Source organism: Bacillus sp. CGMCC 1.60114 (assembly GCF_042676365.1).
GTDB classification, from domain to species: domain Bacteria; phylum Bacillota; class Bacilli; order Bacillales; family Bacillaceae_G; genus Bacillus_A; species Bacillus_A rhizoplanae_A.
This window is the reverse complement of the sequence record NZ_JBHTHG010000119.1, coordinates 105,025-127,215: the sequence shown is the minus strand read 5'-3', so window position 1 is coordinate 127,215 and position 22,191 is coordinate 105,025. Positions and strand designations below refer to the sequence as shown.

The 22,191-nt window shown below is 37.6% G+C and carries 22 protein-coding genes and 1 pseudogene; 6 read left to right on the top strand and 17 right to left on the bottom strand.

Annotated elements, in window-relative coordinates:
• Positions 1-102 precede the first annotated feature (102 nt).
• The gene (locus tag ACFQZ1_RS26170; protein ID WP_377885113.1) at positions 103-1,467 is read left to right on the top strand and encodes an O-antigen ligase family protein; all 1,365 of its coding nucleotides are present in this window, start codon (positions 103-105) and stop codon (positions 1,465-1,467) included.
• 144 nt (positions 1,468-1,611) lie between these two features.
• Entirely contained in the window at positions 1,612-2,085 is a 474-nt protein-coding gene (locus ACFQZ1_RS26165) for a hypothetical protein (RefSeq protein ID WP_377885112.1), read from the top strand.
• Positions 2,086-2,132: 47 nt separating this feature from the next.
• Here ACFQZ1_RS26165 and ACFQZ1_RS26160 read toward each other — a convergent pair whose 3' ends face one another.
• The 8 genes from ACFQZ1_RS26160 to ACFQZ1_RS26125 all read right to left on the bottom strand — a co-directional run bounded on the left by ACFQZ1_RS26160 (position 2,133) and on the right by ACFQZ1_RS26125 (position 10,365).
• Positions 2,133-2,822 carry a pseudouridine synthase gene (locus ACFQZ1_RS26160; RefSeq protein ID WP_377885111.1) on the bottom strand — a complete coding sequence of 230 codons (690 nt, stop codon included), beginning with the start codon at positions 2,820-2,822 and terminating at the stop codon, positions 2,133-2,135.
• A gap of 126 nt (positions 2,823-2,948) precedes the next feature.
• On the bottom strand, positions 2,949-3,761 hold the full coding sequence (locus ACFQZ1_RS26155) for a DUF4247 domain-containing protein (RefSeq protein ID WP_377885110.1): 813 nt from the start codon (positions 3,759-3,761) through the stop codon (positions 2,949-2,951).
• A gap of 12 nt (positions 3,762-3,773) precedes the next feature.
• On the bottom strand, positions 3,774-4,280 hold the full coding sequence (locus ACFQZ1_RS26150) for a DUF4178 domain-containing protein (protein WP_377885109.1): 507 nt from the start codon (positions 4,278-4,280) through the stop codon (positions 3,774-3,776).
• Between the two features lie 23 nt (positions 4,281-4,303).
• On the bottom strand, positions 4,304-4,708 hold the full coding sequence (locus tag ACFQZ1_RS26145) for a DUF350 domain-containing protein (RefSeq protein ID WP_377885108.1): 405 nt from the start codon (positions 4,706-4,708) through the stop codon (positions 4,304-4,306).
• A gap of 258 nt (positions 4,709-4,966) precedes the next feature.
• Positions 4,967-5,632, bottom strand: a complete 666-nt coding sequence (locus tag ACFQZ1_RS26140; protein WP_377885107.1) for a PspA/IM30 family protein — start codon at positions 5,630-5,632, stop codon at positions 4,967-4,969.
• A gap of 235 nt (positions 5,633-5,867) precedes the next feature.
• Entirely contained in the window at positions 5,868-7,427 is a 1,560-nt protein-coding gene (locus ACFQZ1_RS26135) for a fatty acid--CoA ligase (protein ID WP_377885106.1), read from the bottom strand.
• A gap of 299 nt (positions 7,428-7,726) precedes the next feature.
• Entirely contained in the window at positions 7,727-9,217 is a 1,491-nt protein-coding gene (locus ACFQZ1_RS26130; RefSeq protein WP_377885105.1) for a coproporphyrinogen III oxidase, read from the bottom strand.
• A gap of 275 nt (positions 9,218-9,492) precedes the next feature.
• On the bottom strand, positions 9,493-10,365 hold the full coding sequence (locus ACFQZ1_RS26125) for a Cof-type HAD-IIB family hydrolase (protein WP_377885104.1): 873 nt from the start codon (positions 10,363-10,365) through the stop codon (positions 9,493-9,495).
• Between the two features lie 166 nt (positions 10,366-10,531).
• On the opposite strand from ACFQZ1_RS26125, the gene ACFQZ1_RS26120 reads away from it, so the two are divergent.
• Entirely contained in the window at positions 10,532-11,077 is a 546-nt protein-coding gene (locus ACFQZ1_RS26120; protein WP_377885103.1) for an NADPH-dependent FMN reductase, read from the top strand.
• An 85-nt stretch (positions 11,078-11,162) separates the two neighbouring features.
• Positions 11,163-11,777: a DNA-3-methyladenine glycosylase gene (locus ACFQZ1_RS26115; RefSeq protein WP_377885102.1), complete on the top strand. Its 615-nt coding sequence runs from the start codon at positions 11,163-11,165 to the stop codon at positions 11,775-11,777.
• A gap of 44 nt (positions 11,778-11,821) precedes the next feature.
• Here the strand turns inward: ACFQZ1_RS26115 and ACFQZ1_RS26110 are convergent, their stop codons facing one another.
• Together ACFQZ1_RS26110 and ACFQZ1_RS26105 are read right to left on the bottom strand one after the other, a co-directional pair.
• The gene (locus ACFQZ1_RS26110) at positions 11,822-12,172 is read right to left on the bottom strand and encodes a YlbF/YmcA family competence regulator (RefSeq protein WP_377885100.1); all 351 of its coding nucleotides are present in this window, start codon (positions 12,170-12,172) and stop codon (positions 11,822-11,824) included.
• Between the two features lie 479 nt (positions 12,173-12,651).
• Positions 12,652-12,964: pseudogene (locus tag ACFQZ1_RS26105) on the bottom strand (DUF445 family protein); the annotation flags it as partial.
• Between the two features lie 140 nt (positions 12,965-13,104).
• On the opposite strand from ACFQZ1_RS26105, the gene ACFQZ1_RS26100 reads away from it, so the two are divergent.
• The gene (locus tag ACFQZ1_RS26100) at positions 13,105-14,172 is read left to right on the top strand and encodes a YheC/YheD family protein (protein WP_377885099.1); all 1,068 of its coding nucleotides are present in this window, start codon (positions 13,105-13,107) and stop codon (positions 14,170-14,172) included.
• Between the two features lie 50 nt (positions 14,173-14,222).
• Here the strand turns inward: ACFQZ1_RS26100 and ACFQZ1_RS26095 are convergent, their stop codons facing one another.
• On the bottom strand, positions 14,223-14,468 hold the full coding sequence (locus tag ACFQZ1_RS26095) for a hypothetical protein (RefSeq protein ID WP_377885098.1): 246 nt from the start codon (positions 14,466-14,468) through the stop codon (positions 14,223-14,225).
• 53 nt (positions 14,469-14,521) lie between these two features.
• Positions 14,522-14,716 (bottom strand): alpha/beta-type small acid-soluble spore protein, encoded by a 195-nt coding sequence (locus ACFQZ1_RS26090; protein WP_377885096.1) that lies wholly within the window; start codon positions 14,714-14,716, stop codon positions 14,522-14,524.
• 254 nt (positions 14,717-14,970) lie between these two features.
• Here ACFQZ1_RS26090 and ACFQZ1_RS26085 point away from each other — a divergent pair, with 254 nt between their 5' ends.
• Entirely contained in the window at positions 14,971-15,171 is a 201-nt protein-coding gene (locus ACFQZ1_RS26085; RefSeq protein WP_377885095.1) for an alpha/beta-type small acid-soluble spore protein, read from the top strand.
• A 49-nt stretch (positions 15,172-15,220) separates the two neighbouring features.
• On the opposite strand, the gene ACFQZ1_RS26080 is transcribed toward ACFQZ1_RS26085, so the two are convergent.
• From ACFQZ1_RS26080 to ACFQZ1_RS26060, 5 genes are all read right to left on the bottom strand, one after another.
• A complete protein-coding gene (locus ACFQZ1_RS26080; protein ID WP_377885094.1) occupies positions 15,221-15,955 on the bottom strand; it encodes an amino acid ABC transporter ATP-binding protein in 735 nt (244 codons plus the stop codon).
• 27 nt (positions 15,956-15,982) lie between these two features.
• On the bottom strand, positions 15,983-16,684 hold the full coding sequence (locus ACFQZ1_RS26075; RefSeq protein ID WP_377885093.1) for an amino acid ABC transporter permease: 702 nt from the start codon (positions 16,682-16,684) through the stop codon (positions 15,983-15,985).
• On the bottom strand, positions 16,671-17,477 hold the full coding sequence (locus tag ACFQZ1_RS26070; protein WP_377885092.1) for an amino acid ABC transporter substrate-binding protein: 807 nt from the start codon (positions 17,475-17,477) through the stop codon (positions 16,671-16,673). The genes ACFQZ1_RS26075 and ACFQZ1_RS26070 overlap by 14 nt, the downstream gene beginning before the upstream one ends.
• A gap of 479 nt (positions 17,478-17,956) precedes the next feature.
• The gene (locus ACFQZ1_RS26065; RefSeq protein ID WP_377885091.1) at positions 17,957-19,957 is read right to left on the bottom strand and encodes an ABC transporter ATP-binding protein; all 2,001 of its coding nucleotides are present in this window, start codon (positions 19,955-19,957) and stop codon (positions 17,957-17,959) included.
• A complete protein-coding gene (locus ACFQZ1_RS26060; protein ID WP_377885090.1) occupies positions 19,954-21,708 on the bottom strand; it encodes an ABC transporter ATP-binding protein in 1,755 nt (584 codons plus the stop codon). The genes ACFQZ1_RS26065 and ACFQZ1_RS26060 overlap by 4 nt, the downstream gene beginning before the upstream one ends.
• Positions 21,709-22,191 lie beyond the last annotated feature (483 nt).

Below are 22,191 nucleotides of genomic sequence, written 5' to 3'. Positions count from 1 at the left end.
ATTTCTCGCTCCCTGTCATTCAACTCAAAAATAGTGTATTCTTATTTTTGGTATAGAAAAACAACATAAATTTATTTCTTCTATGTAATGAAGGAGGATCAAATGATTAACAAGTTCATTCAAAAGGAATATTACTTCGCATATTTCCTTTTACTATTCATTGCACTGCAGCCTGTCTTAGATTTGGTAACGTCCTTGTCAATTCATATGTTACATATGAGTGCAACGTTAGGTGTTGTAGTACGTTTTATCGTTATGCTTCTTACGATGATTTATCTTTTCATCAATTGGAAAGAGCCTAGCACCAAAAAGCACCTCATATATATATGCCTATTAGGCATTATACTGGCAGCTGGACTTATCAATAATATGCTTGTTAAACATCCATTTGCACTTGGAGAAGAAGTTAAGTTTATTGCCAAATGCATGTATCCAATCGTTATGTTATTCGGATACGTTCTTATATTTAAAATTTTACAAGACAAACAATTTGTTTACCATAAAATGTTAAGGTATTTCTTATATGCCGTTTTATTCATAAGTATCGTCATGGTCATCTCCATCGCAACTGGAACAGACTTTAAGAGTTATTCATATGAGAAAGTTGGTTCTAAAGGATGGTTTTATGCAGCAAACGAATTAAGTGCGATTTTAGCCGTTACATTTCCAATCGTCACACTTTATTCAATTCATAAAACAACCTCCTTTGCTAAAGCGTACTACTGGATTCCAACAATACTTGCACTTTACGCTAGTATTATGGTTGGAACGAAGGTTGGGTACGGTGCAATTATTCTGACATTAGGAATCGCCCTATTCTTCTCGTTTATCGAATATATGATGAAGCGTAAAGAAGAAGGAAAAGGCGCTACACAGCTTGTTAATACAATCGTGTCACTTGTCGTATTAGCGGGAGTCATTGCAGCAACACCATTTACTCCAATCGCAAAAAATATGGGGATTCATCTAAAAATATATGAACAGAAACAGTATGTAGGTGAAGAAAAAGCAAGAAAAAAAGAGAAAAAAGCAAAAGAAGGAGAATTAACAGCGGGAGAAGTTAATAGCTTAATTTATAGCGATCGCGATAAGTTTCTAAAATTGCATAAAAAGTACTTTAAAGAAGCACCACTCTCTCAAAAACTGCTTGGAATGGGCTACGCAGGCAACTATAAAAAAACACCGAAAATGGTAGAAATGGACTTCTATGATTTATTTTTCTCATTTGGAATCATCGGGTTCATTATGTATTTACTACCATTTGTTTACTTCGGTATCCGACTTGCCCTTCGTGTGTTCACGAACTTCAAGTCCATCATAACCGTAAAATATATGTTACTCGCTAGTACATTAGTGCTTGCACTCGGCATTGCGTACACAGCTGGACACGTATTTACCGCACCGGCTGTAAGTATCTTCTTTGTTGTGATACTGGCGTACTTAATTGTAGATTTGAAAGCAGAATGATAAGAACCTGTTCCCTACATACTAAAAGGGAACAGGTTTTTTTATTACTCTTATGTCCGTAGTAACAAATTTAGTAACTTTCTCTATTTATATTCTTTCATGGTATAATGAACCATTACATTCATTACAATCATGGAGGAACCTATGCTAACTTTTGAAGAAAAATTAACGATTATTGAATCTTTTCCAGAGCTAGAAAGAAAAGACGTATCTCTAGGACGAATTAACTTTCATTATGAAGAAAGCCGCCTAGACAAAAAGAACGTTGTGTACCATTTACATCCAAATGGAAATGGCTTCGTATATGCTGGACATCTGAAAGGCTACAAAACGAACGATAAAGGAATGGTTAACATCCGTGATTTTTCAGCAGAAGAACTTCGCTCATTACTTGAAAAATCACTTCATGCCCTTTCACAAGAACCGGTAGAAGAAGTTACACTTACTGAAGATTCTCAAGAAGAAGAGTGGATCAATCAAGACAAACACACACTGACTCTTATAAAAGAAGATGAAGATATGTGGAACGTTTATGCTGGACTGCAGTTAGATGGTACATTTAACTCTTACAAAGAAGCGGCACAGTACCTTGATGAAGAAGGATTTACGCGTAAATAAGAAAAACGCTCTTTCCTAGTAGGAAGAGCGTTTTTCTTATTATCTTTTTAACCTAGCAATGCAAGGAGCTTACTCAGCTCTTCCTCAGTAAGGTCGCGCCATTCTCCCGTCTCAATACCGTCTACTACAATATTCATAATCCGAATGCGTTCTAATCGAGTCACTGTATATCCGAATGCTCGGCACATACGGCGAATTTGACGATTCATCCCTTGCGTCAAAATAATCCGAAATACACAATCACTTACACGATATATTTTACATGGATCCGTTTTTCCACCCTTAATCGTTACACCACCGGCCATTCCTTCTAAGAAAGCATCGTCAAATGGTTTATCCACCATTACAATATACTCTTTCTCATGACCATACTCAGAGCGCATCATTTTATTTACGATCTCACCGTCATTGGTCATTAAAATTAATCCTTGCGATGCTTTATCTAAGCGGCCAATCGGAAAAATACGCTCTGGATAATTAACAAAATCGATAATATTTCCTTCTATATGTTTCGCTGCTGTACAAGTAATCCCTACAGGTTTGTTTAAAGCAATATAAATAGGATGTGTCTTCGTTGGAATCGGCTTCCCATCAACAAGTACAATGTCACCAGGCTCTACCTCTTGTCCTGGCTCACAAATCTCTCCATTAACGGTAATTCGCTTTGCCTCAATAAGGCGATTCGTTTCTCTTCTTGAATAGTAGCCTGTTTCACTGATGAATTTATTAATTCTCATGCAATGTTCCTTTCCTTATTCGCGCTTTAACCATTCTACCATGAATGGATCATGCAAAAAAACACACAACGCCATGCTTATGGGTGTGTGTTTTTATCCCGCATTAACAGGAAGTAAAACTTTACTTTACCGTCTCTTCGTAATTTTCCCAGAACCTCCAACTCTTGTTTTCGGAGGGGATGTGTTTTTTGGAGGAGTAGTGATAGATGACTTTGGTTTAACGTCTGATCCACTTGGTTTATCGGGTGATTTAATGATTTTTCCTTTATTCTGCTCAGACGGCGGAACAGTTTGATTCCCCTTTTTCGTAACACCATCTTCACTTCCAACAGATGTACCTGAATTATTTACCTTGTCACTTCTCTTAATGATAGATCCAGTACCTTGTTTTGTTAGTGGTGGCAGCGTTTTTTTCTCTTGAACAGTAGGCGGACGGTAATCAATTATCGGTTTGTACGTTTTCCGGCTTGTATACCCGCGGTAATCACCGTAATACGGTTTGTGAGAATCAAATAAATTGCTGACTATACTTCCTACAATAAAACCTTCTAAAAAAGACGGCTGATAATTTTGACGTACAAATTCTTTATTGCTTACTTCAATTAATGTATCTGATGGTTTTTCTTTATCCTTTTGAATGTTATACCACTCATCGGGATATACGAGAAACATTTGGTTCTCATCTTCTTTAGACATTTGCTCTGGTTTTTTTTGATCGGCCAGTTTTTTTGCTATGTCCGGAACAGATTCATTCGCAGCCCGATATACATATGATTCTTGCTTTCCTTCTTTTAAAACTGATTCTAATGGATAAAGATCTTTCACCTCTTTGTCATTATCGCAACCTGACAAAGTGGAAAGAGCAATTATGAATACAATAGAAGCAGCAATGGTAAAGCCTATGGATGCTTTCATCATGGTAAACAATCGTTTTAGCATGATTACACCCCCTTACGTCGCTCGTATAATTTGCACATCTGCAGGAAGAATCGTTTCTCCTTCGTACATCATTGTACGTCCTTCTTGCCATTCAATTCTAAGTAATTTCCGGTTGTCAGACTGAAACTCCCAAATATGCTGTTCACCGGATATTGCAAACGGTGTTCGCCCTGTAACAGATGCCCTGCAAGAGTATTGTTCCTCAAGATAATATTCTAAATCATCCATTTCAATTGTCGTAGGAATTTCGTTGAAGGAATCTAATCGTCCATCAATTGGTGCATATAGTTCATAATAGACTTTTTCGCGATTTTCAACCTTTAAATAACGAATCGTATTTCCGTCCTGCAATGTTAAGAAAATCTCGCTTCGTTCATGCATACGCGTTTTCCCTATAATTTCATAAGTGACCAAAGATACCTCAAGAATATCTCCAGGCTCTAAAGACAACACGCTTTTCTCAGGTTTAACAGGTTCTGGACTTTTCAATATATTTTTAATACGTTTAAATAAACTCAAAAGCTATCCCTCCGCTTCTTATTTTATAAACACGCTGCTAAAATAAGGGCGCCAACAATATGCAATGAACCTGCTAAAAGTGCATGAGCAACTTTTCCTTGCACAGTCCCCTCTTCTAAGTCTAAGCCAGCTATCTTCTTCAAAATGAGTTCTACTAACATTTCTAAAACAAATAAGATAACGAAAGAAACAACAGAGGCTAACAAAGCTTGCCATAAATCATTTGATTTCACGATCGACTGTGACAAAATATATCCTTGTGCAAAAAGCTTCATGACAAAACGAGTCGTTACAGCAACATTACCTTTTTTTATCTCGGCTAAATCTTTATATTTAGTAAAAATAGAATCTATCCACATAAGCACAAACAAAAGAACAGCACCGGAAAGCGTCCATACGAACATTGCCGCAATATTCATCCATGTCATCACAAATCCTCCTTCTCTATTTTAAGTAAAAATAGAGAACCGACATTATCCAGTCCTTACGGCATGTCGGTTCTTCAAATAAATTTTCTATAAAGTGAAACTTCCATCAGTGGGGAGGTTCATCCCCCACTGATGGTTAGTTGAACCAATCGGGCTTTTACGGACAGTTATCCCCCACCTATCTTCCTCGCTTCTCTCTCAATCTTGAGGTGGGGGTCTTACTGCCCACGAATAGCGGGATATTGTCTTTGAAACGAATTATTTCTCGTACTGCTTCATAATACGAGCTAACTCATCTTCCACCTGTTTATCTTTATTCATATTCGCAAACTCTTCATCTAACGACTTTTCTTTTTTGTATATTTCACCGCTTGCTTCTGCTTCCGCTTCTAGTTGAAGAGCTTTTTCCTCCATACGGTTTAAACCTGCTTTTGCTGTATTTGCATCAAATCCAGACATGGCCTTATTAATATTCTTTTGCGCCTTGGCTGCATTCACTCTTGCAACAAGTGTTTCACGTTTGTTCTTTAACTCCGTCAATTGCTTACGCATCTCTTCTAACTTTTCACGAAGATTATCAGCCGCTAGTTTATTTTGCTCATAACTTGTTTTATACTCATTCATTTTTTGTTCTGCAGTTTTCTTTTCTTCTAAAGCACGGCGCGCAAGATCAATGTTGTTTGCCTGTACAGCCATATGTGCTTGCTCCTCGCGTTTCGTTACGAGTGCAGATTGTTCTTCGTATAATAATTTGAACTTTTTCTCAAGTGCAATTTGAGCAGCTACGCTCTTCTCAGCTTCCTGTACATCCTCTTGCATATCACGTAAATATTGATCAGTCATCTTAACTGGATCTTCAGCTTTTTCAATTAAAGCATATACATTTGACATCGTTAAATCACGCAATCTTTTAAACATAGACATAAAAAGTCCCTCCTATAAATGAAATAACAATTCAAACTCAATTACAGACAACACAATCCCTAAATATCACTACGAAGTAAAAATATTCATATTTTCGAAATTATGTGTTTATTATAACAAACCCACGCCAAAAAGCACAGTTTCAAAAATTAAACTGTGCTTTCTCTAGCTATTTTTGAGCAAGCTTTCCATCAGTGAGGGATAAAGCCCCCACTAATGGAAGTTTCACTTTATACTATGACTTCTTCGCTTCCTTCAAAGATTCACGCAACACAAATTTTTGCAATTTCCCGCTTGCATTACGTGGAAGTTCTTCCGCAAATACGTAATGACGAGGACGTTTATAATCGGCTAATTCATCACTTTCCTTACAATAACGATCTAACTCCTCTGCTGTTAATGACTCATCTTTCTTCACAACTACCGCTACTACACGTTCTCCCCATAATTCATCTGGTTCGCCAAGTACAGCAACATCTAAAATACCATCATGGCTATGCAAGAAGTCTTCAATTTCGCGTGGATAAACGTTCACGCCACCGCTAATGACCATATCGTCAACACGATCTGCCACGTATAAATAACCATCTTTATCAAAATAGCCAAGATCACCGGAATGATACCAGCCTTTATACATTACTTTTTTATTTGCTTCTTCGCGGTTATAGTATCCAGCCATCATAGTTGGTCCGCGTAAAATAATTTCTCCAACTTCGTAAGGCGGAAGTACATCTTCTGGTTCTGATGGTTCATCTTCCTTTGACTTGACGATGCGCACTTCATGACTAAAGCAAGGTGTTCCCGCTGATCCTGCTTTTGTAAGTTGATCTTCTTCTACAAGAAACGCGACAACAGGCCCAAACTCTGTCATCCCGTAAATTTGCACAAGATCGATATAAAGACGTTCTTTACATTCTTTCACAAGTGCCGGTGCCATTGCTGCTCCGCCGTAAACCCCTATCTTCATTGAGGTTAAATCATATTTTGTTAAATCTTCTTGCAGCAACATGTTCCACATTGTCGGCGCTGCAAAGAACGTTGTAATTTTTTCTTCTTGAATAGTTTCTAACACTGTTTTCGTATCAAAATGGTGTAAAATAACATTTTTCCCGCCAACTTGAATACGCGGCAGAAAACCAGCGTTTAATTCACCACAGTGATATAGCGGTGCTACGATTAATCCGACGCTATCACGCGTATATTTTATATAGTACGTACAAATCATACTATGCTCTGCCATATCCCGGTGGCGATGCAGCACTCCTTTTGGATTTCCAGTCGTACCGCTCGTATATAACATAGAGCAATAATCCATTTCATCAACTTCAATGTCGATTGGTTCTGACTTTGCTTCGTTTACTTTTTTATGATAAGAAGCGGCATAAGACGGCACATCATCTTCAATATACCAAAATGAAGTTTGCGGAAAATCACGTTCAATCATAGAAATGGTTGATTCAACTTCTTTTTCAAACACAACAACTTTAGAGGAAGCATCTTGCAATATGTAGGAAACTTCTTTTGCTTTTAAACGGAAGTTAATCGGATTAAAGATGGCGCCAATCTTCGTACAAGCTAGGTAAACGGTTACAAATTCATGTGAATTATATAAATAAACAGAAACTCGGTCCCCTTTTCTTACTCCTTCTGCAAGCAGTGCATGTGCAGTTTTATTTACCATCTCATCCCACTGTTTATATGTCCAGCGAATGTTTTTTGCAGATTCTACTAACGCTTCTTTCTGCGGATATTTTTGCACAGCTAGATCAAAAATTCTGCCAATAGTCATGTACATAATATATTTATACCTCCCTTTAAAGTTTTCATAATTTTATGATTTCGTTCACAATTAGACATCTCCTGCTAATTTTTACTTCTTTTTTCTGATCATTCTCGACATTGTTTTACATAAAGTGAAACTTCCATCAGTGGAGGGTTCTTCATCCCCCACTGATGGAAAGCTCTCACCAATCGGGCTTTTACGGGCAGTTATCCCCCACCTTTCTTCTTCGCTTCTCTCTCAATCTTGAGGTGGGGGTCTTACTGCCCACGAATAGCGGGATAAAAAAAAGAAACTGCCAAACTGGCAGCTTCTTATCCAAATAACTCTTGTAAAATTTTAAGTTTATCTTCTGTATACTTTATATAGCCATCATTATATGATTTTGGATCTTTCGGGTTGGCAAAGTGCGTAATAGCACCTGTCTTTGGATGAACAAATTTACTTGATGCACCGCAGCCAAGGCCAATAATAGACTGCACTTCTTCCATAATAACAATGTTATAAATGCTTTCTTGACTTGGCATTGCATAACCAACGTTCTCTAAGTTACCTAAAATATTTTTCTGACGATATAAATAGTACGGTACGTAATTATGCTCTTTCGTCCACTCTTCTGCTTCATGCATCATCGCTGTAATCTCTTCACGGCCTGCCACTTTATATTTGCGCTTATTTTGCGTCATTTCAGAAGCACGCTTAAAGGATAATGTATGCACCGTTAATGATTCTGGCATAAGCTTTTCTGTTTCTGCTAGTGTATGCTTAAAGATGTCTAAGCCTTCACCTGGAAGACCGATAATTAAATCCATATTAATATTGTTCATACCCATTTCGCGAGCAAGGTGGTATTTTTCAATTGTTTCTTCTACTGTATGATGACGTCCAATTGCTTTTAATGTTTCTTGATGGTATGACTGCGGATTAATACTAATTCGGTCGATATTCCATTTATTTAACACTTCTAACTTCTCTGGTGTAATTGTATCCGGACGCCCTGCTTCTACCGTTACTTCACGAACTTGTTTCACATCAGGGAACGACTCATACATTTCTTCATACAGCATGTCCATTTCTTCTGCTGTAATACTTGTTGGCGTACCGCCGCCATAGTAAATCGTCGTTACTTTCACGCCTTTTTCTTTTAAAAACTTACCGATTTCACGAACTTCATAATGTAAGCCGCCTAAGAATGAATCGACAGATCCTTGGCGTCCATTAATCGCATAAGCTGGGAATGTACAGTATGCACATTTTGTTGGACAGAATGGAATCCCAATATAAATACTTACTTCTTCTTTTAAACGATATAAATCTGGCACAACAGCGAGCTGGCAATCAACAATACGTTGCATAAGCTCAATTTTCTCATCATGAATTAAATAACTTTCACGAAGTTCATTATGCGCTTCCTCTTTTGTCATACCGCTTTGTAACATTTTATGAAGAAGCTTCGTTGGACGCACACCTGTTAAAATTCCCCACTTTTGCTCCACACCTGTTAACTGCTGAAGAACAGATAGATATACATAAGACACGACATGCTTCACTTGTTTCATGCGTTCCTTTTCTTCCGTAAAGGAAGATAAATCTTTGGAAAACGTTTCTTCATACACGTTTCCTGTTGCGATTTCTGTTAAATGAGCAGAAGCTGTCACGTTTCCTTCTATATTTATATCAACAATGATATTTGCATCTTCTTTTTCAAATGCTACCGTACTTTCTTCAAAAAATAAGCCGCTAATATTTTGCAGCGGACGTAAAAAACGATCATCTTGTAACGTTTTAATTGAAATTAACAACAATCATCACCTTTTCTATTTTCAAACTTCCTTTAGTTTACTTGAAGGCTGATAGTAGGTCAACAAAGAACTATTGGGGATGGGACTTCTAATTTTTAGGAACATTTTAAGTGAAACTTCCATTAGGTGGGGCTCTTCATCCTCCACTGATGAAAACCTCTGCAACAGGGCACATGACAGTGACTTATCGTTTTTTTGTTCTGATATACATCCCTGGCGAGTGTCGCAAACCTCTCGATATATAATAGAAACCTCAGGCATTTACCTGAGGTTTTTACTTACCATTTCTTCATTTGTATATGATTGTTTAAAAACTTAATTGGAAACTGCTTTCGAAAATGTTCTTTAATCATATATTGCACGCCATTGTCGTTATTTGAGCGCGTAATCCAATCGGCTGCTTTCTTTAAAGCAATCGGAGCATTTCCCATCGCTACCCCTAATCCAACGCTTTCGATAACATCTAAATCTTCCAGACTATCTCCAATTGCTACCATCTCTTTTAATTCAATGTCAAGATGCTCTCCTAATAATTGCAATCCACGTAATTTCGATACATGAGGCGGTAATATTTCGATTTGTTCTTTACTGCATTCTACAAAATGGACATTTTCAAATGCTTTCTGTAAGGTTGTGAGCGCACGGTGCTTTTCACTTTGATTCGCAAATGTAACATCAATTTTCGGTGCAGCTACCGGTTGATCGCGAAGTGTATCACCGAGTGAATCTACAAATTGAACCGGGTAAAATAACGGATCAGAAGTTGATAAGACTGTTCGTGCAATTAAATTAGGCGTATGCTGATGCCGATTTCCAATCGAAAATCTTTCATGAGAGATGCGAATGTTACATTCAAAATGTTCAAGCACCTGCACAATATTAAATGTTACTTCTTCTGATAATCGTTTTTGAATTAATGGTTTATCTAATGAAGATGAAATAAATGCACCGCCATGCGTCACTAATATGGAATCTAATTTTAATGATTTTGCTATTTTATGAGCAGATTGAAAATTTCGGTTCGTAAATAGCGTAACATATACACCTTTTCTCTTTACAAATTCAATCGCTTCACGCGTTCCTTTTTGTAATTTCCCATTTGGAAGTAAGAGTGTCCCATCTATATTAAGAGCTAGTAAACGATAAATCATGATGAAGTACCTCCTCTTCTTAGCTGCACTTTTCTATTATTAACTTATGAGACGACACTGTTAATTAGAACGAGTTAGAATTTAGATAATACGTTTTCGATGAAATCGTTCAATATTTTTGATTTCTTTCTAGTTACGGATGTATTCTGTTTGTAGAGGTGATTATATGGGTAACTACAAAAGGATAATAGCCATTTCCGGAAGTATTCGAGAAGGTTCCTCCAACACCAATGTATTAAAAACTTTAGCAGCGTTTATTCCCGAAAATATTGATTATAATATTTATAACGGAATACAAGAACTTCCTCATTTTAATCCAGATATTGATCGCATTCAGGCACCAACTGCTGTTGAAGACTTTCGAAAGACACTAGCTGAAGCGCATGCACTCATTATCTGCACCCCAGAGTATGCAAAGGGTGTACCTGGAGTCTTGAAAAATGCATTAGAATGGCTTGTCTCATCAGCTGAACTTTACAAAAAACCAGTGGCTGTTATAACAGCTTCTCCATCAATTACCAGCGGAGACAAGGCACATGAATCTTTACTACTTACACTAGGTATGCTGGATGTTACTATTGTTCAAAATGGATCGGTTCTCATTCCATCTGTTGGAACTAAATTTAATAATGATGCTACAGTCACAGATGAAGAAACAAAGCAAGACCTTATTTCTCTCATCCATGGTATACTGCAAGAATTACATGATTGATTTATAAAACAATTCATTTTAAGCAGCATCCATATGAAAGGATGCTGCTTTACTCATTTAAAGTCTTACGAAAGGAATTTGCTAAATGAAATGGCCACTTTCTTGGTATGAAGGTGATACACTAGATGTCGCGAAGCGATTGCTTGGACACAAACTCGTTCACGTTGTTAATGGAGTAAAACGAAGCGGAATCATTGTAGAAGTAGAAGCCTATAAAGGACCTGATGATAAAGCAGCACATAGCTATGGAGGTCGCCGCACAGAACGAACGGAAATTATGTACGAGTCTCCTGGCCACGCTTATGTATATCTTATTTATGGTATGTATCATTGCTTCAATGTAATTACAGCACCAGAAGGTACACCGCAAGGAGTACTAATTCGGGCATTAGAACCAGTAGAAGGTATTGAAGATATGAAGCAAGCAAGATACGGGAAAACAGATATTACAAAATCGCAGTTCAAAAACTTAACAAATGGACCTGGTAAGCTATGCAAAGCAATGGGAATTACGTTAGAGCAAAAAGGACTGCTGCTCACAAGTGATGAGTTATATGTTGAACGGGTTACTGAAGACCATCACCTTTCTCATACATACGACATTACTGCAGGTCCCCGCATTAATATTGATTACGCAGAAGAAGCGGTGCACTATCCGTGGCGCTTTTACTTTGAAGGTCATCCCTTTGTTTCTAAATGAAAAAAGCACTTCCTAGTTCATTAGGAAGTGCCTCTTTCTTATGATTACATGAATGCGTTATATAAGTCTTCAAGCGGCTTCATGATGATTTTATTTAAATCGCCGATTAAGACATTCAGACGTTGCTCTGCTTGCATTAAGTTTGTGATTTTTACATTTTGTTGTACTAATGCTACAACTGCTTGCGCCTTTTGATTGTCTTCTTCTGTTAATTGCTCACCTTGCATCATTTTTTGTTGAAGCTCCATTTGCATCATACGGAAACGATCAAATAATTGTTTCGCCTCTGCATCTGCTTGTACTTCTGCATAACTTACTTTTAATGCTTGAAAATCTGGATTTTCTGTAATTACTGTTTGTAGTTCATAAGCAACATCATGCATGTTTTTTGCCATTATATATATCCTCCTTGCAATGTGATTCAATATCACATTGTTTATATGTTTTCTGCCCTTACATACTCTTCTTACGATATCAGACTATGTAGGATATGTGAAGTAAATTCCCTTTATGACATTATAATTAATGAAAACTCCCGCCACTTATCTCCTTCAGATCTTGAAGTGGGGGGTTTCTTGTCAATTTTCCGATAAAGTGAAACTTTAATCAGTGGGGGTTTTCTTCATCCCCTACTGATTATCAGCCTTCACCAATCGGGCGCATGCCAGCAGTTTATCTCCCACCTAACTTCTTTAGAAAAGCGGAAGCGGCTCGCTCAGAATCGCAGGGCGTTGGGGCACCCGACAGAGAGGCGCTTTTTGCCTCGTCCGAGGGGGCGAAACGACCGGAGATTCTAGTCGCTAGAGCTGGACAATGCTTTCACTGAATTTTAAGGTGGGAGTATTACTGCCCGCGAATAGCGGGATAAACCACATACAGTCTGTTCCACTTTCACAAAGGAAAGAATACTTTTCACAACAGCTTCTTTTGAAATGAATGCTTCTACTTCCTTCACTTCACGCTGTTTCAGCTTTCCCATTCCTTTCTCATGACATCAGATAGTAATTCCTTCTTCCCATCTTGTTGTAAAAACTGAATAACTTCTGGCTGCAACCGGTCGACTAAACTTACATTACCTAAGAACATACCAACTAAATGTAATAATGTACCACGTGATGCAAAAAATCATCAATCATTTTAGCGAGACGTTGTTTTCCTTCTGGACTTTCAAAGAAACTAACTGCTCTACAATGCTCTATCAAACGAGGTACTAGCTCTCTATCAAAAATATTATTCATTAGATTCGAAGCAGTTGGTATAAGACACATTTCTTTGAATATTACTCAATTAGATACATGTTTAACGCTATATAAAAGGAGGTTTTTTTATGGTTCTTGGACTTTTAACGTCCCGTTTCCATCATGAGAGAGAGTTCTACACAGAAATTGCAAAGCGTGCACGCGCCCATCATATTGTTGTTGTACAGTTTACTCCCTTTAGCATCGACCCAAAAACAGAGCATGTCAACGGACTTCTCTATGATACCGATAAACAAGATTGGGTAGAGCAGCAATTCATGATTCCATCTCGTATATACAATCGATGCTCATACAAAGATGAAAAAAATGTTAAAAAAGCACTTCCTATCATAAATTGGCTTCATAGCCGCCCGGAAACAATATTTTTAAATAACGATCTTCCAAATGATATAAATGTGTATGAAGTTCTTACAAAAAACAAACAACTAGCACCATATGTACCTGTAATAAAACAAGCAAGTAAAATAACCACGTTACAGCTATTACAAACAAAAAAAGATGTGATTATAAAGCCTTTGCATTCATTTTCAAAACAAAATATGTACCACATTTTTTATCGAGATCGCACATTTCACGTTACTACATTAGAACGAAATCGCTTTCCAACAAAATCATTCCAAACAAAAGATACATTTTTATCTTGGTTACAATCATTACTTCAAACACGTGATTATACAGTACAGCCTATATTGCCTCAGTCAACATCTCCTGTTCATATTCGATCTATTTTACAAAAGAATAGCGAAGGTACATGGGAAGAAAAAGCAAAAGTGATTCCAATAGACAACACGCCTTACTCTTTCTTATTTCCTCTTACAGAGCAAACAAGGTTTACTGCATTTAAAAATTTGCAACATCGCTTATCAAAAATTGATTTTACATTATTACAGGATAGTCTACACGTTATTACGAAAGAAACACCTCGAACTTTAGAAAATGCCTTTTCTCACCTATTTGAATTAGAGCTCTCTCTTGTATTGGATGCAACTGGTGCTGTTTGGTTATACCAAGTAGATGCAAAACCTACTTATACACCCTTTATTCAACATAATACGGATTTTGCTGAAAAAGTGTACACAGCACCTCTTCGCTATTATCAATCATTACTTTCTTCCAAAAAGAAACAGGAACTGTAAGCTGAAGATGTAAAATAAAAATCCGTCTCAACTTTTGCTGAGACGGATTTTTATATAAGCTGTACAACTACTTCTGTTTGTTTTTCACATATAGGACAATATAAAAGATGAAGGCAATATTGCTGTGAATGATGCGGGGATAATCCATCCACTTCCTCTAGCAGTTCTTGATCCATATAGGCACTATATGGACCGAGATAATCAACCGTTTTCCCGTAATCTTCAAGTGCACTCGTGCAAGTAGGACAAGTATACGCTTTATATTCTAATGCATTACAAAGCGGACATATCGCCATTTTGATTCCTCCAAAAAAGGGACGGTATTCCCGTCCCCTATAGCCATTTTGATTTATTTTTGGAAACCACCTAAATGTTGCTCTGCATAAGATACAAGACGTTTTGTAATTTCACCGCCAACAGATCCGTTTGCGCGTGATGTTGCATCTGGGCCAAGTTGTACGCCAAACTCAGTTGCGATTTCATACTTCATTTGATCTAAAGCAGCTTGTGCACCAGGAACTGCAAGACTATTGTTTCTAGCCATGTTATATCACCTCCTTGTATTGGTGTATTCATAGTATGTAAAAGCGTATTATTTCTATGCAAACAAGACATTTGTAATTTTTGGCATTATTTAATTTTACAAATTTTACAAACTAATATTTCGCATATCTTTCTACGTATCATCCATACTATGATTACAATCACTCCACACGATGGATTAGCGCCAAACGGGGCGAATCTGGTTCAACTCCAGCTAATCCAACCAAAACACTCACTCTAAGGAGGATATTTTCTATGACAAACCAAAGTTCTAATCAACTAGTAGTACCTGGTGCAACTGCTGCAATCGACCAAATGAAATATGAGATTGCAACTGAATTTGGAGTAACATTAGGTGCTGATGCAACAGCTCGTGCAAATGGTTCAGTAGGTGGAGAAATTACAAAGCGTTTAGTAGCAATGGCTGAACAAAGCCTTGGCGGATTCCAAAAATAAATATATATGGCAAAAAGGTCTCAAGCATCGCTTGAGACCTTTCTATTTTCTACTGTAGCATTTGTAAAAATCTCTTTGTCCGTTCTTCTTTCGGATGTACCAGTACTTCTTCTGGTGTGCCTTGTTCAACAATCACACCGCCATCCATAAAAATAACACGATTCGCAATTTGATGAGCAAAACGCATCTCATGCGTTACAATTACCATCGTCATTCCTTCTTTGGCAAGCTCTCTCATTACCTTTAGCACTTCTTGCACAAGTTCAGGGTCAAGCGCTGATGTCGGTTCATCAAATAAAATCACTTGCGGCTCCATCGCAAGCGCGCGTGCAATACCTACGCGCTGCTGTTGTCCACCTGAAAGCTGAAATGGATATAAATCCATCTTATCACCGAGTCCAACTTTTCTAAGAAAATACTCCGCTTTTTCTTTTGCCTTCTCTTTTGAAACTTTCTTAACAGTTACAAGGCCTTCCATCACATTTTCAAGTGCTGTAAAATGCGGGAATAAATTGTGATGCTGAAATACCATACCCGTTTGCGTGCGCAACTGCACAATATCGCGCTTTGTCACCTTTTTCGAAAAATCGAGTGTTTCATCACCGATACGAATTACACCGCTATTAGGGGTTTCTAATACGTTTAGACAACGAAGGAATGTTGTCTTACCAGAACCAGAAGGTCCAATAATAACAACAACTTCACCCTTTTCTACTTCCATATCAATATGCTGCAGGACGGTGTTATCACCGAAACTTTTTTGTAAATGTTGAATTGAAATCATGTAAACCAAAACTCCTTTTAGCAAGGATTATTTTAAAGTATAACGCTCTGTTCGTTTTTCAAGAATTTGCTGCACAATAGATAATAAGAAACAAATTACCCAATACATCAGTCCCGCTTCTGTATACACAACCAAGAATTCATAGTTTGTCGCTGCAATTTCCTGCGCTTTCCGAAACATTTCTGTTACTAAAATTAATGACGCAAGTGATGTATCTTTAATCAAACTAATAAATGTATTGGAAAGAGGCGGAATCGAAACACGTGTTGCCTGCGGTAAAATAACGCGGCGCAGCGCTTGCGAGTACGACATACCAATTGTATACGAAGCTTCCCATTGCCCTTTCGGAATCGATAAAATAGCAGCTCGAATAATTTCTGAAGCGTACGCTCCGACACTTAACGAAAAACCAATGATCGCTGCTGGAAAGGAATTAATTGTAATTCCTATTGTCGGAAGTCCATAAAAAATAATAAATAACTGAACAAGAAGCGGTGTACCGCGAATAATAGATACATAGATGCGTGCAATCCATTCTAATACGCGATTTCCAGAAATGCGGCATAGTGCTGTTAACGTTGCTAACACTAAACCAATTGCAAATGAAATCAATGTCAGCGGTATCGTATCAGAAATAGCACCCTTCAGCATAGGCATGAAGGATGCTTTTGTTATATCAACCCAAACAGAAAACCGATCTAAATCAAATATAGCATTACTTAGATACATCTTTACCAAACCATTTCTTCGAAATTTTGTCGTAAGTGCCGTCTTTTTTCATATCATCTAACGCTTTATTTACTTCAGCAACAAGTTTGTCGCTACCTTTACGGAACATCAATCCGCTTTGTGATGCTTCTTTTTCTGTATCAACAATTTTTACTGTTGCATCCGGTTTTGTTTTTAAATAGTTTAATACAGATAAACGATCATTAATTGTTAAATCAACACGACCAGATTTTAATAATTCAACCGCTTGGTTAAAGCCTTCTACACCAACGATTTCCGCACCATTTTTCTTCGCAATGTCAGTAAAGTTACTTGTTAAAGATTGTGCTGCTTTTAAGCCTTTTACATCTTCGAATTTCGCTGGTTTGTCTTTATCTTTCGGAATGACAAGTACTGCTGAAGAAGATACGTATGGTTTAGAGAAATCATATTTCTTTTGGCGATCTTCGCGAATCCCAACTTCGTTTGCAATCATGTCAACACGCTTTGCGTCAAGCGAAGCAAATAAGCTATCCCATTGTGTTTCTTTAAATACTGGTTTCACGCCAAGGCGCTTTGCTACTTCTTCTGCAATCTCAACATCAAACCCTGTTAATTTTCCACTCTCATCATGGAATGTGAACGGCGGATATGTACCTTCTGTTCCAACAACAATCTGTCCGCTCTTTTTAATTTGATCTAATGCATCTTGGCTAGGGCCCTGCGCTGTATTATCTTTTGTTTGTTTTCCGCAACCTGCTACAACTCCCACAACCAATAATGCAAGTACGAAAAATGAAAGTATTTTTTTCATAATGACAATCCTCCAAGTATTCTGATAGGAATTTAAGAACAATATTGATTATTGTATTCAATCTTGCGATATTTTTCAATCAAAATGTTCTCAATTAGTGTATCCTATTCGTTCAAAATCAAACAAATACATGGATAAATGTAGGAATGAAGTTTTATTTAGAGAGGATTCTGAAGCAAAATAGCTAATATACAGCACAATTATTTGGTATGTTTTTACAAATATTATATTATGAAAACGAGAGATTCATGAAGCATACCCCTACAAAAAAAGAACTTGCCAGGGCGGCAAGTTCTTCAAGAATCTAACGCACAATATCCAATCATTCCACATAACAACAAAAAGAAAGCAATGTTAAAGGTAACCGATAATTCCTCCATTTGTATTCCCCCTTTATCAAAAAAATATCATATCGACAAAGGAAGAATACATCCTACTTATAAACATTGTTTTAAATTTTTCTGAACATTCTATGAACTCTACGCACTTTGACTACCTGCAATTTGCGTTTTATACATTTCATAATAACGCCCCTTCTTGGCTATCAACTCTTCATGTGAACCTTTCTCAAGGATTGTTCCGCGGTCCAGTACAATAATTTGATCGGCACTTTTAATCGTTGATAACCGGTGGGCAATAATAAATGTTGTTCGCCCTTTTTTCACAACTTCAAGCGCCTGTTGAATCATTGCTTCTGTTTCTGTATCAATACTGGATGTTGCTTCATCCAAAATTAAAATGGCTGGATTAAATGCAAGTGCGCGTGCGAAGGAAATAAGCTGCCGTTCACCTGCTGAAAGCGTACTCCCTTTTTCCGTTACTTCTTCGTCGATGTTGTTTGCAAAACGTTCCGCCCCAACATCACGCAGCGCCTTCACAATTTGTTCCTTCGAAATTCGTTCTTGCTCTAAACTCACATTTGAAGCAACAGTCCCTGTAAATAGGAACGGGTCTTGCAGTACAATTCCCATATGCTCACGAAGCGCTTGTTTTGAAATGTCCTTTATATCGTATCCATCAATTATGATGTTCCCTTTTCGAAATTCGTAAAACTGAAAGAGTACATTCATAATCGAACTTTTTCCTGATCCGGTATGACCAACTAACGCAACCGTTTCTCCTTGCTTCGCTTCAAAGGAAATGTTTCGCAGAACTTCATCTTTCCCGTTATAAGAAAACGAAACATTATTAAAACGAACATTTCCTCGTAAACGCGGGATATGCTCCTCCTGCACCGCTTCTCCCTTTTCATCTAACAATTCAAACACACGCTCTGCGGCCACGCGCGCTTGCTCTAGATTCGCTAACTGATTCACCATGTTTGTAATTGGTGAAAATAATCGTGTTAAATAATCGACGAACGCGTATAGTACACCTAATGAAATCATCCCTGCTGCACTTAATGAGGCACCGCCAAAATACCAAATCACACCTGTAAACGCGATATTACGAAGCACCCCTACTAAGTTGTGAGAAGTCGCTGCATTTAAACTTAAAATTTTATTTTGATACATATAATACTCTTCATTTAGCTGTTCAAATTCCTGTTTTACCGCACGTTCTTGACGAAACGCTTGAATCACAGGCATTCCTTGAATTGATTCATTGACCGTTCCATTAATATCTGATAAACGCGAGCGCATTTTATGATTGTATCCAGACGCATACTTACGGTAAAAAATAGCCCACACGCATAAAATCGGAATAAGGATTAAACACATGAGCGCAAGCTTCACATCTAATAAGAATAAGGCAATGAAAATACCAATAATGTAAATAAAGCTAGAAAAGAATGTCGACAATACTGTTACATAAAACTCTCGAATTGCCTCCGTATCATTTGTCACACGAGAAACAATTTTCCCCGCTGGCAAATGATCAAAATAGCGAATCGGCAATGTTTGAATGTGAGAAAATACTTCTTCCCGCATGAGTTGAATAATTTTATTCGCTGCTTTTTGCAAATAAAATTGTTTCCCGTATGCAAAAAGAGATACAACAACTAAGAGAGCCAAATAACCACTCCCCAGTAAGAATAGCCGTTTTATTTCTGGTTGATAAAACGAAAAGATTTCCTTACCTGTAAGTTTAGTTCCTTTATATACTTGCGTTGCCTTTCCTTTCTGAATCGTAATCATATTCCCTTTCACAGAGCGTGTTCCTTCAAATGAAAGTTTTTTAGGTATAAAATAATAATCACGACCAATTTGAATAATGCGAACTTCTTTTCCTTTCTGTTCTCCTGCTTCAAATCGATCGCCTCGTTTATACCAAACACCGTTATAAAAAACAGCGTCTTCTCCTTTTATCGTTTCATACCACGGTTTTTCAATGCCAACAATATGTTCATCAATCATCGTTTTCGCAACAAACGGCCCAGCTAATTCAGCAATAACAAAAATAAACAACATCGCTAAAGCCACTCCAATCGTTGCTTTTACTTTCATCGCATATTGAAATAATCGTTTTCCAACGCTCATATTCTCACCTCACCTTCTATTTCTTCTCCCTGTTGCCTTTCAAACTGCTCTGTATACCAGCCGCCCTTTTGAATAAGCATGTTATGCGTTCCTTCTTCAATGATTTCCCCATCATCCATCACGAGAATCCAATCAGCATGCTCTACAGCGGACAGACGATGCGTTGTAATAATTGTTGTTTTATCACTGCGCTCTTTCCGAATATTTTCAATGATTGCAGCTTCTGTTCTCGCATCAACTGCTGATAACGAATCATCTAAAATTAAAATTTCCGGCTTTTGAATTACTGCTCGTGCAATGGAAATACGCTGTTTTTGGCCTCCTGATAGCGATACACCTTTTTCCCCAACAAGTGTTTCCAATCCATCTGGCAAAAACTCTAAGTCTTTCTTGAAAGCAGCAATTTCAATTGCCTTTTGCAGCTCCTCTTCACTTGCTTCTCGGTTACCGAATAAAATATTTTCCCGTGCTGTTTTCGAAAAAAGGATGTGTTCTTGCGGAACATATCCAACCCAACCTAACACATCATCAATGTGTATATTTTGAAGTGATACACCGGATACTGTGATTTCCCCTGTTCCTAATGGATACTGACGAAGAAGCTGCCGAACGAGCGTTGTTTTCCCACTTCCCGTTTTTCCAACAATCCCAAGTGTTTCTCCTCTATTTAACGAGAACGATACGTTTTTCAAATTTAATTTAGAAGATGTTGGATACGAAAAGAATACATCTTCAAAATCAATACAGTCTGGCTGATGCAGACGTAATGGTTTCTTTACATTTTTTACATCTTGCTTATACGCTAACGTTTCGTTTACTCGATCAAGTGAAGCATTCCCGCGCTGCATCACGTTAATAAGCTCACCAATCGCAAACATCGGCCAAATCATCATGCCAAGGTACACATTAAACGATACAAGCTCCCCAAGGGTTACCTCATTTTGAAATACTAAAAACGCTCCGTACACAAGACCGATTAAATAACTCATCCCAACGAGCATTTTTACGGTCGGTTGAAAAAGCGAATCAATTTTTGCGACTTTCATATTCTTTGCATACACATCTGTTGCTAACGTACGAAAGCGCTTCTCATCTTCTTTTTCCTGTACATATGCGCGAACCACACGTACACCTGCAATCGACTCCAGCACTTTATCGTTCATAGCTCCAAAAGAATCTTGAGCAACTGTGAAGCGCTCGTGTAATTTCTTTCCATAAGCACTCACTGCATACGCCATAATCGGAAGCGGCAATAAAGCAGCGAATGTTAACTTCCAACTAATCGAAAACCCCATCATAAGCACAATTGTGAGCATATATAAACTCGAATCAACGAGCGTTAAAATACCAAATCCGGCTGTCATGGCAATGGCTTTTAAATCATTTGTTGCCCTTGCCATTAAGTCACCTGTACGGTTTTTCTGATAAAAAGTTGGCGTCATCTTCAGCAAATGCCCCATAAATTTGGAACGCATCGTTTTTTCAAGCACAAATGCGCCGCCAAATAAATGATATTGCCATACATAAGAAAGTACATAACCCGCAGTTGCTGCACCAAGTAACATCCCTACATACTTCATAATCCCGGCGTTTGTTAAATCTCCGGCTTTTATATCATCAATTGCCAATCCAATTAACTTTGGCGGAATAATCTCGACCACATTGACAATAAGTAAACAACAAATGGCAATGCTGTACCTTTTCCAATGCGTCTTAAAAAACCACGTTAATTTTTGTAATACAGAAAACAATATAACCTCTCCCTTCTCATTGTTGTGTAAACATAGGCTCGTTATCCACTATCCAGCGTCTCCGTTTTTACCATTCGCACCTCATACTTTTCCATCGTCATTCCTTCCTTTCTCAAACTGATTTATTTATTGAAACTATACAAATGTATAGAAACAATCTAAAAAAAGAGACAAAAAAAGCATACCGTCGCTTTGACGATATGCGAAAAACGCATAAAAGCGCACGTCACGACACACGCAACGTACGCTTTCCTTTTCAATTAAAAAGAAGCGCTATTTGTCCGTAGAGGTTGCGTGATGATATTTATTGTTTTCATTGTGTAAAACGCCTAAGTTAATCATATTTACAATTACAATCATCACGCACACCTCCTTCTTCTTTTATTTTCCATTTTTAATTTTATAACTTTAAAGACTTTTCTGTCAATTATTTTTTCATTTTTATGGAAAATAATTTTTAAGCAAAAAACTTCCCAGAAATCA

What these genes read in the sequence shown, in the direction of transcription:
- ACFQZ1_RS26170 (WP_377885113.1), top strand. Translation starts at nt 103, where the DNA reads ATGATTAACAAGTTCATTCAAAAGGAATATTACTTCGCATATTTCCTT.
- ACFQZ1_RS26140 (WP_377885107.1), bottom strand. Translation starts at nt 5,632, where the DNA reads ATGTCTATGTTTAAAAGATTGCGTGATTTAACGATGTCAAATGTATAT.
- ACFQZ1_RS26100 (WP_377885099.1), top strand. Translation starts at nt 13,105, where the DNA reads ATGGTTCTTGGACTTTTAACGTCCCGTTTCCATCATGAGAGAGAGTTC.
- ACFQZ1_RS26145 (WP_377885108.1), bottom strand. Translation starts at nt 4,708, where the DNA reads ATGACATGGATGAATATTGCGGCAATGTTCGTATGGACGCTTTCCGGT.
- ACFQZ1_RS26110 (WP_377885100.1), bottom strand. Translation starts at nt 12,172, where the DNA reads ATGGCAAAAAACATGCATGATGTTGCTTATGAACTACAAACAGTAATT.
- ACFQZ1_RS26125 (WP_377885104.1), bottom strand. Translation starts at nt 10,365, where the DNA reads ATGATTTATCGTTTACTAGCTCTTAATATAGATGGGACACTCTTACTT.
- ACFQZ1_RS26165 (WP_377885112.1), top strand. Translation starts at nt 1,612, where the DNA reads ATGCTAACTTTTGAAGAAAAATTAACGATTATTGAATCTTTTCCAGAG.
- ACFQZ1_RS26080 (WP_377885094.1), bottom strand. Translation starts at nt 15,955, where the DNA reads ATGATTTCAATTCAACATTTACAAAAAAGTTTCGGTGATAACACCGTC.
- ACFQZ1_RS26115 (WP_377885102.1), top strand. Translation starts at nt 11,163, where the DNA reads ATGAAATGGCCACTTTCTTGGTATGAAGGTGATACACTAGATGTCGCG.
- ACFQZ1_RS26135 (WP_377885106.1), bottom strand. Translation starts at nt 7,427, where the DNA reads ATGTACATGACTATTGGCAGAATTTTTGATCTAGCTGTGCAAAAATAT.
- ACFQZ1_RS26120 (WP_377885103.1), top strand. Translation starts at nt 10,532, where the DNA reads ATGGGTAACTACAAAAGGATAATAGCCATTTCCGGAAGTATTCGAGAA.
- ACFQZ1_RS26095 (WP_377885098.1), bottom strand. Translation starts at nt 14,468, where the DNA reads ATGGCGATATGTCCGCTTTGTAATGCATTAGAATATAAAGCGTATACT.
- ACFQZ1_RS26070 (WP_377885092.1), bottom strand. Translation starts at nt 17,477, where the DNA reads ATGAAAAAAATACTTTCATTTTTCGTACTTGCATTATTGGTTGTGGGA.
- ACFQZ1_RS26090 (WP_377885096.1), bottom strand. Translation starts at nt 14,716, where the DNA reads ATGGCTAGAAACAATAGTCTTGCAGTTCCTGGTGCACAAGCTGCTTTA.
- ACFQZ1_RS26085 (WP_377885095.1), top strand. Translation starts at nt 14,971, where the DNA reads ATGACAAACCAAAGTTCTAATCAACTAGTAGTACCTGGTGCAACTGCT.
- ACFQZ1_RS26075 (WP_377885093.1), bottom strand. Translation starts at nt 16,684, where the DNA reads ATGTATCTAAGTAATGCTATATTTGATTTAGATCGGTTTTCTGTTTGG.
- ACFQZ1_RS26065 (WP_377885091.1), bottom strand. Translation starts at nt 19,957, where the DNA reads ATGAGCGTTGGAAAACGATTATTTCAATATGCGATGAAAGTAAAAGCA.
- ACFQZ1_RS26160 (WP_377885111.1), bottom strand. Translation starts at nt 2,822, where the DNA reads ATGAGAATTAATAAATTCATCAGTGAAACAGGCTACTATTCAAGAAGA.
- ACFQZ1_RS26155 (WP_377885110.1), bottom strand. Translation starts at nt 3,761, where the DNA reads ATGCTAAAACGATTGTTTACCATGATGAAAGCATCCATAGGCTTTACC.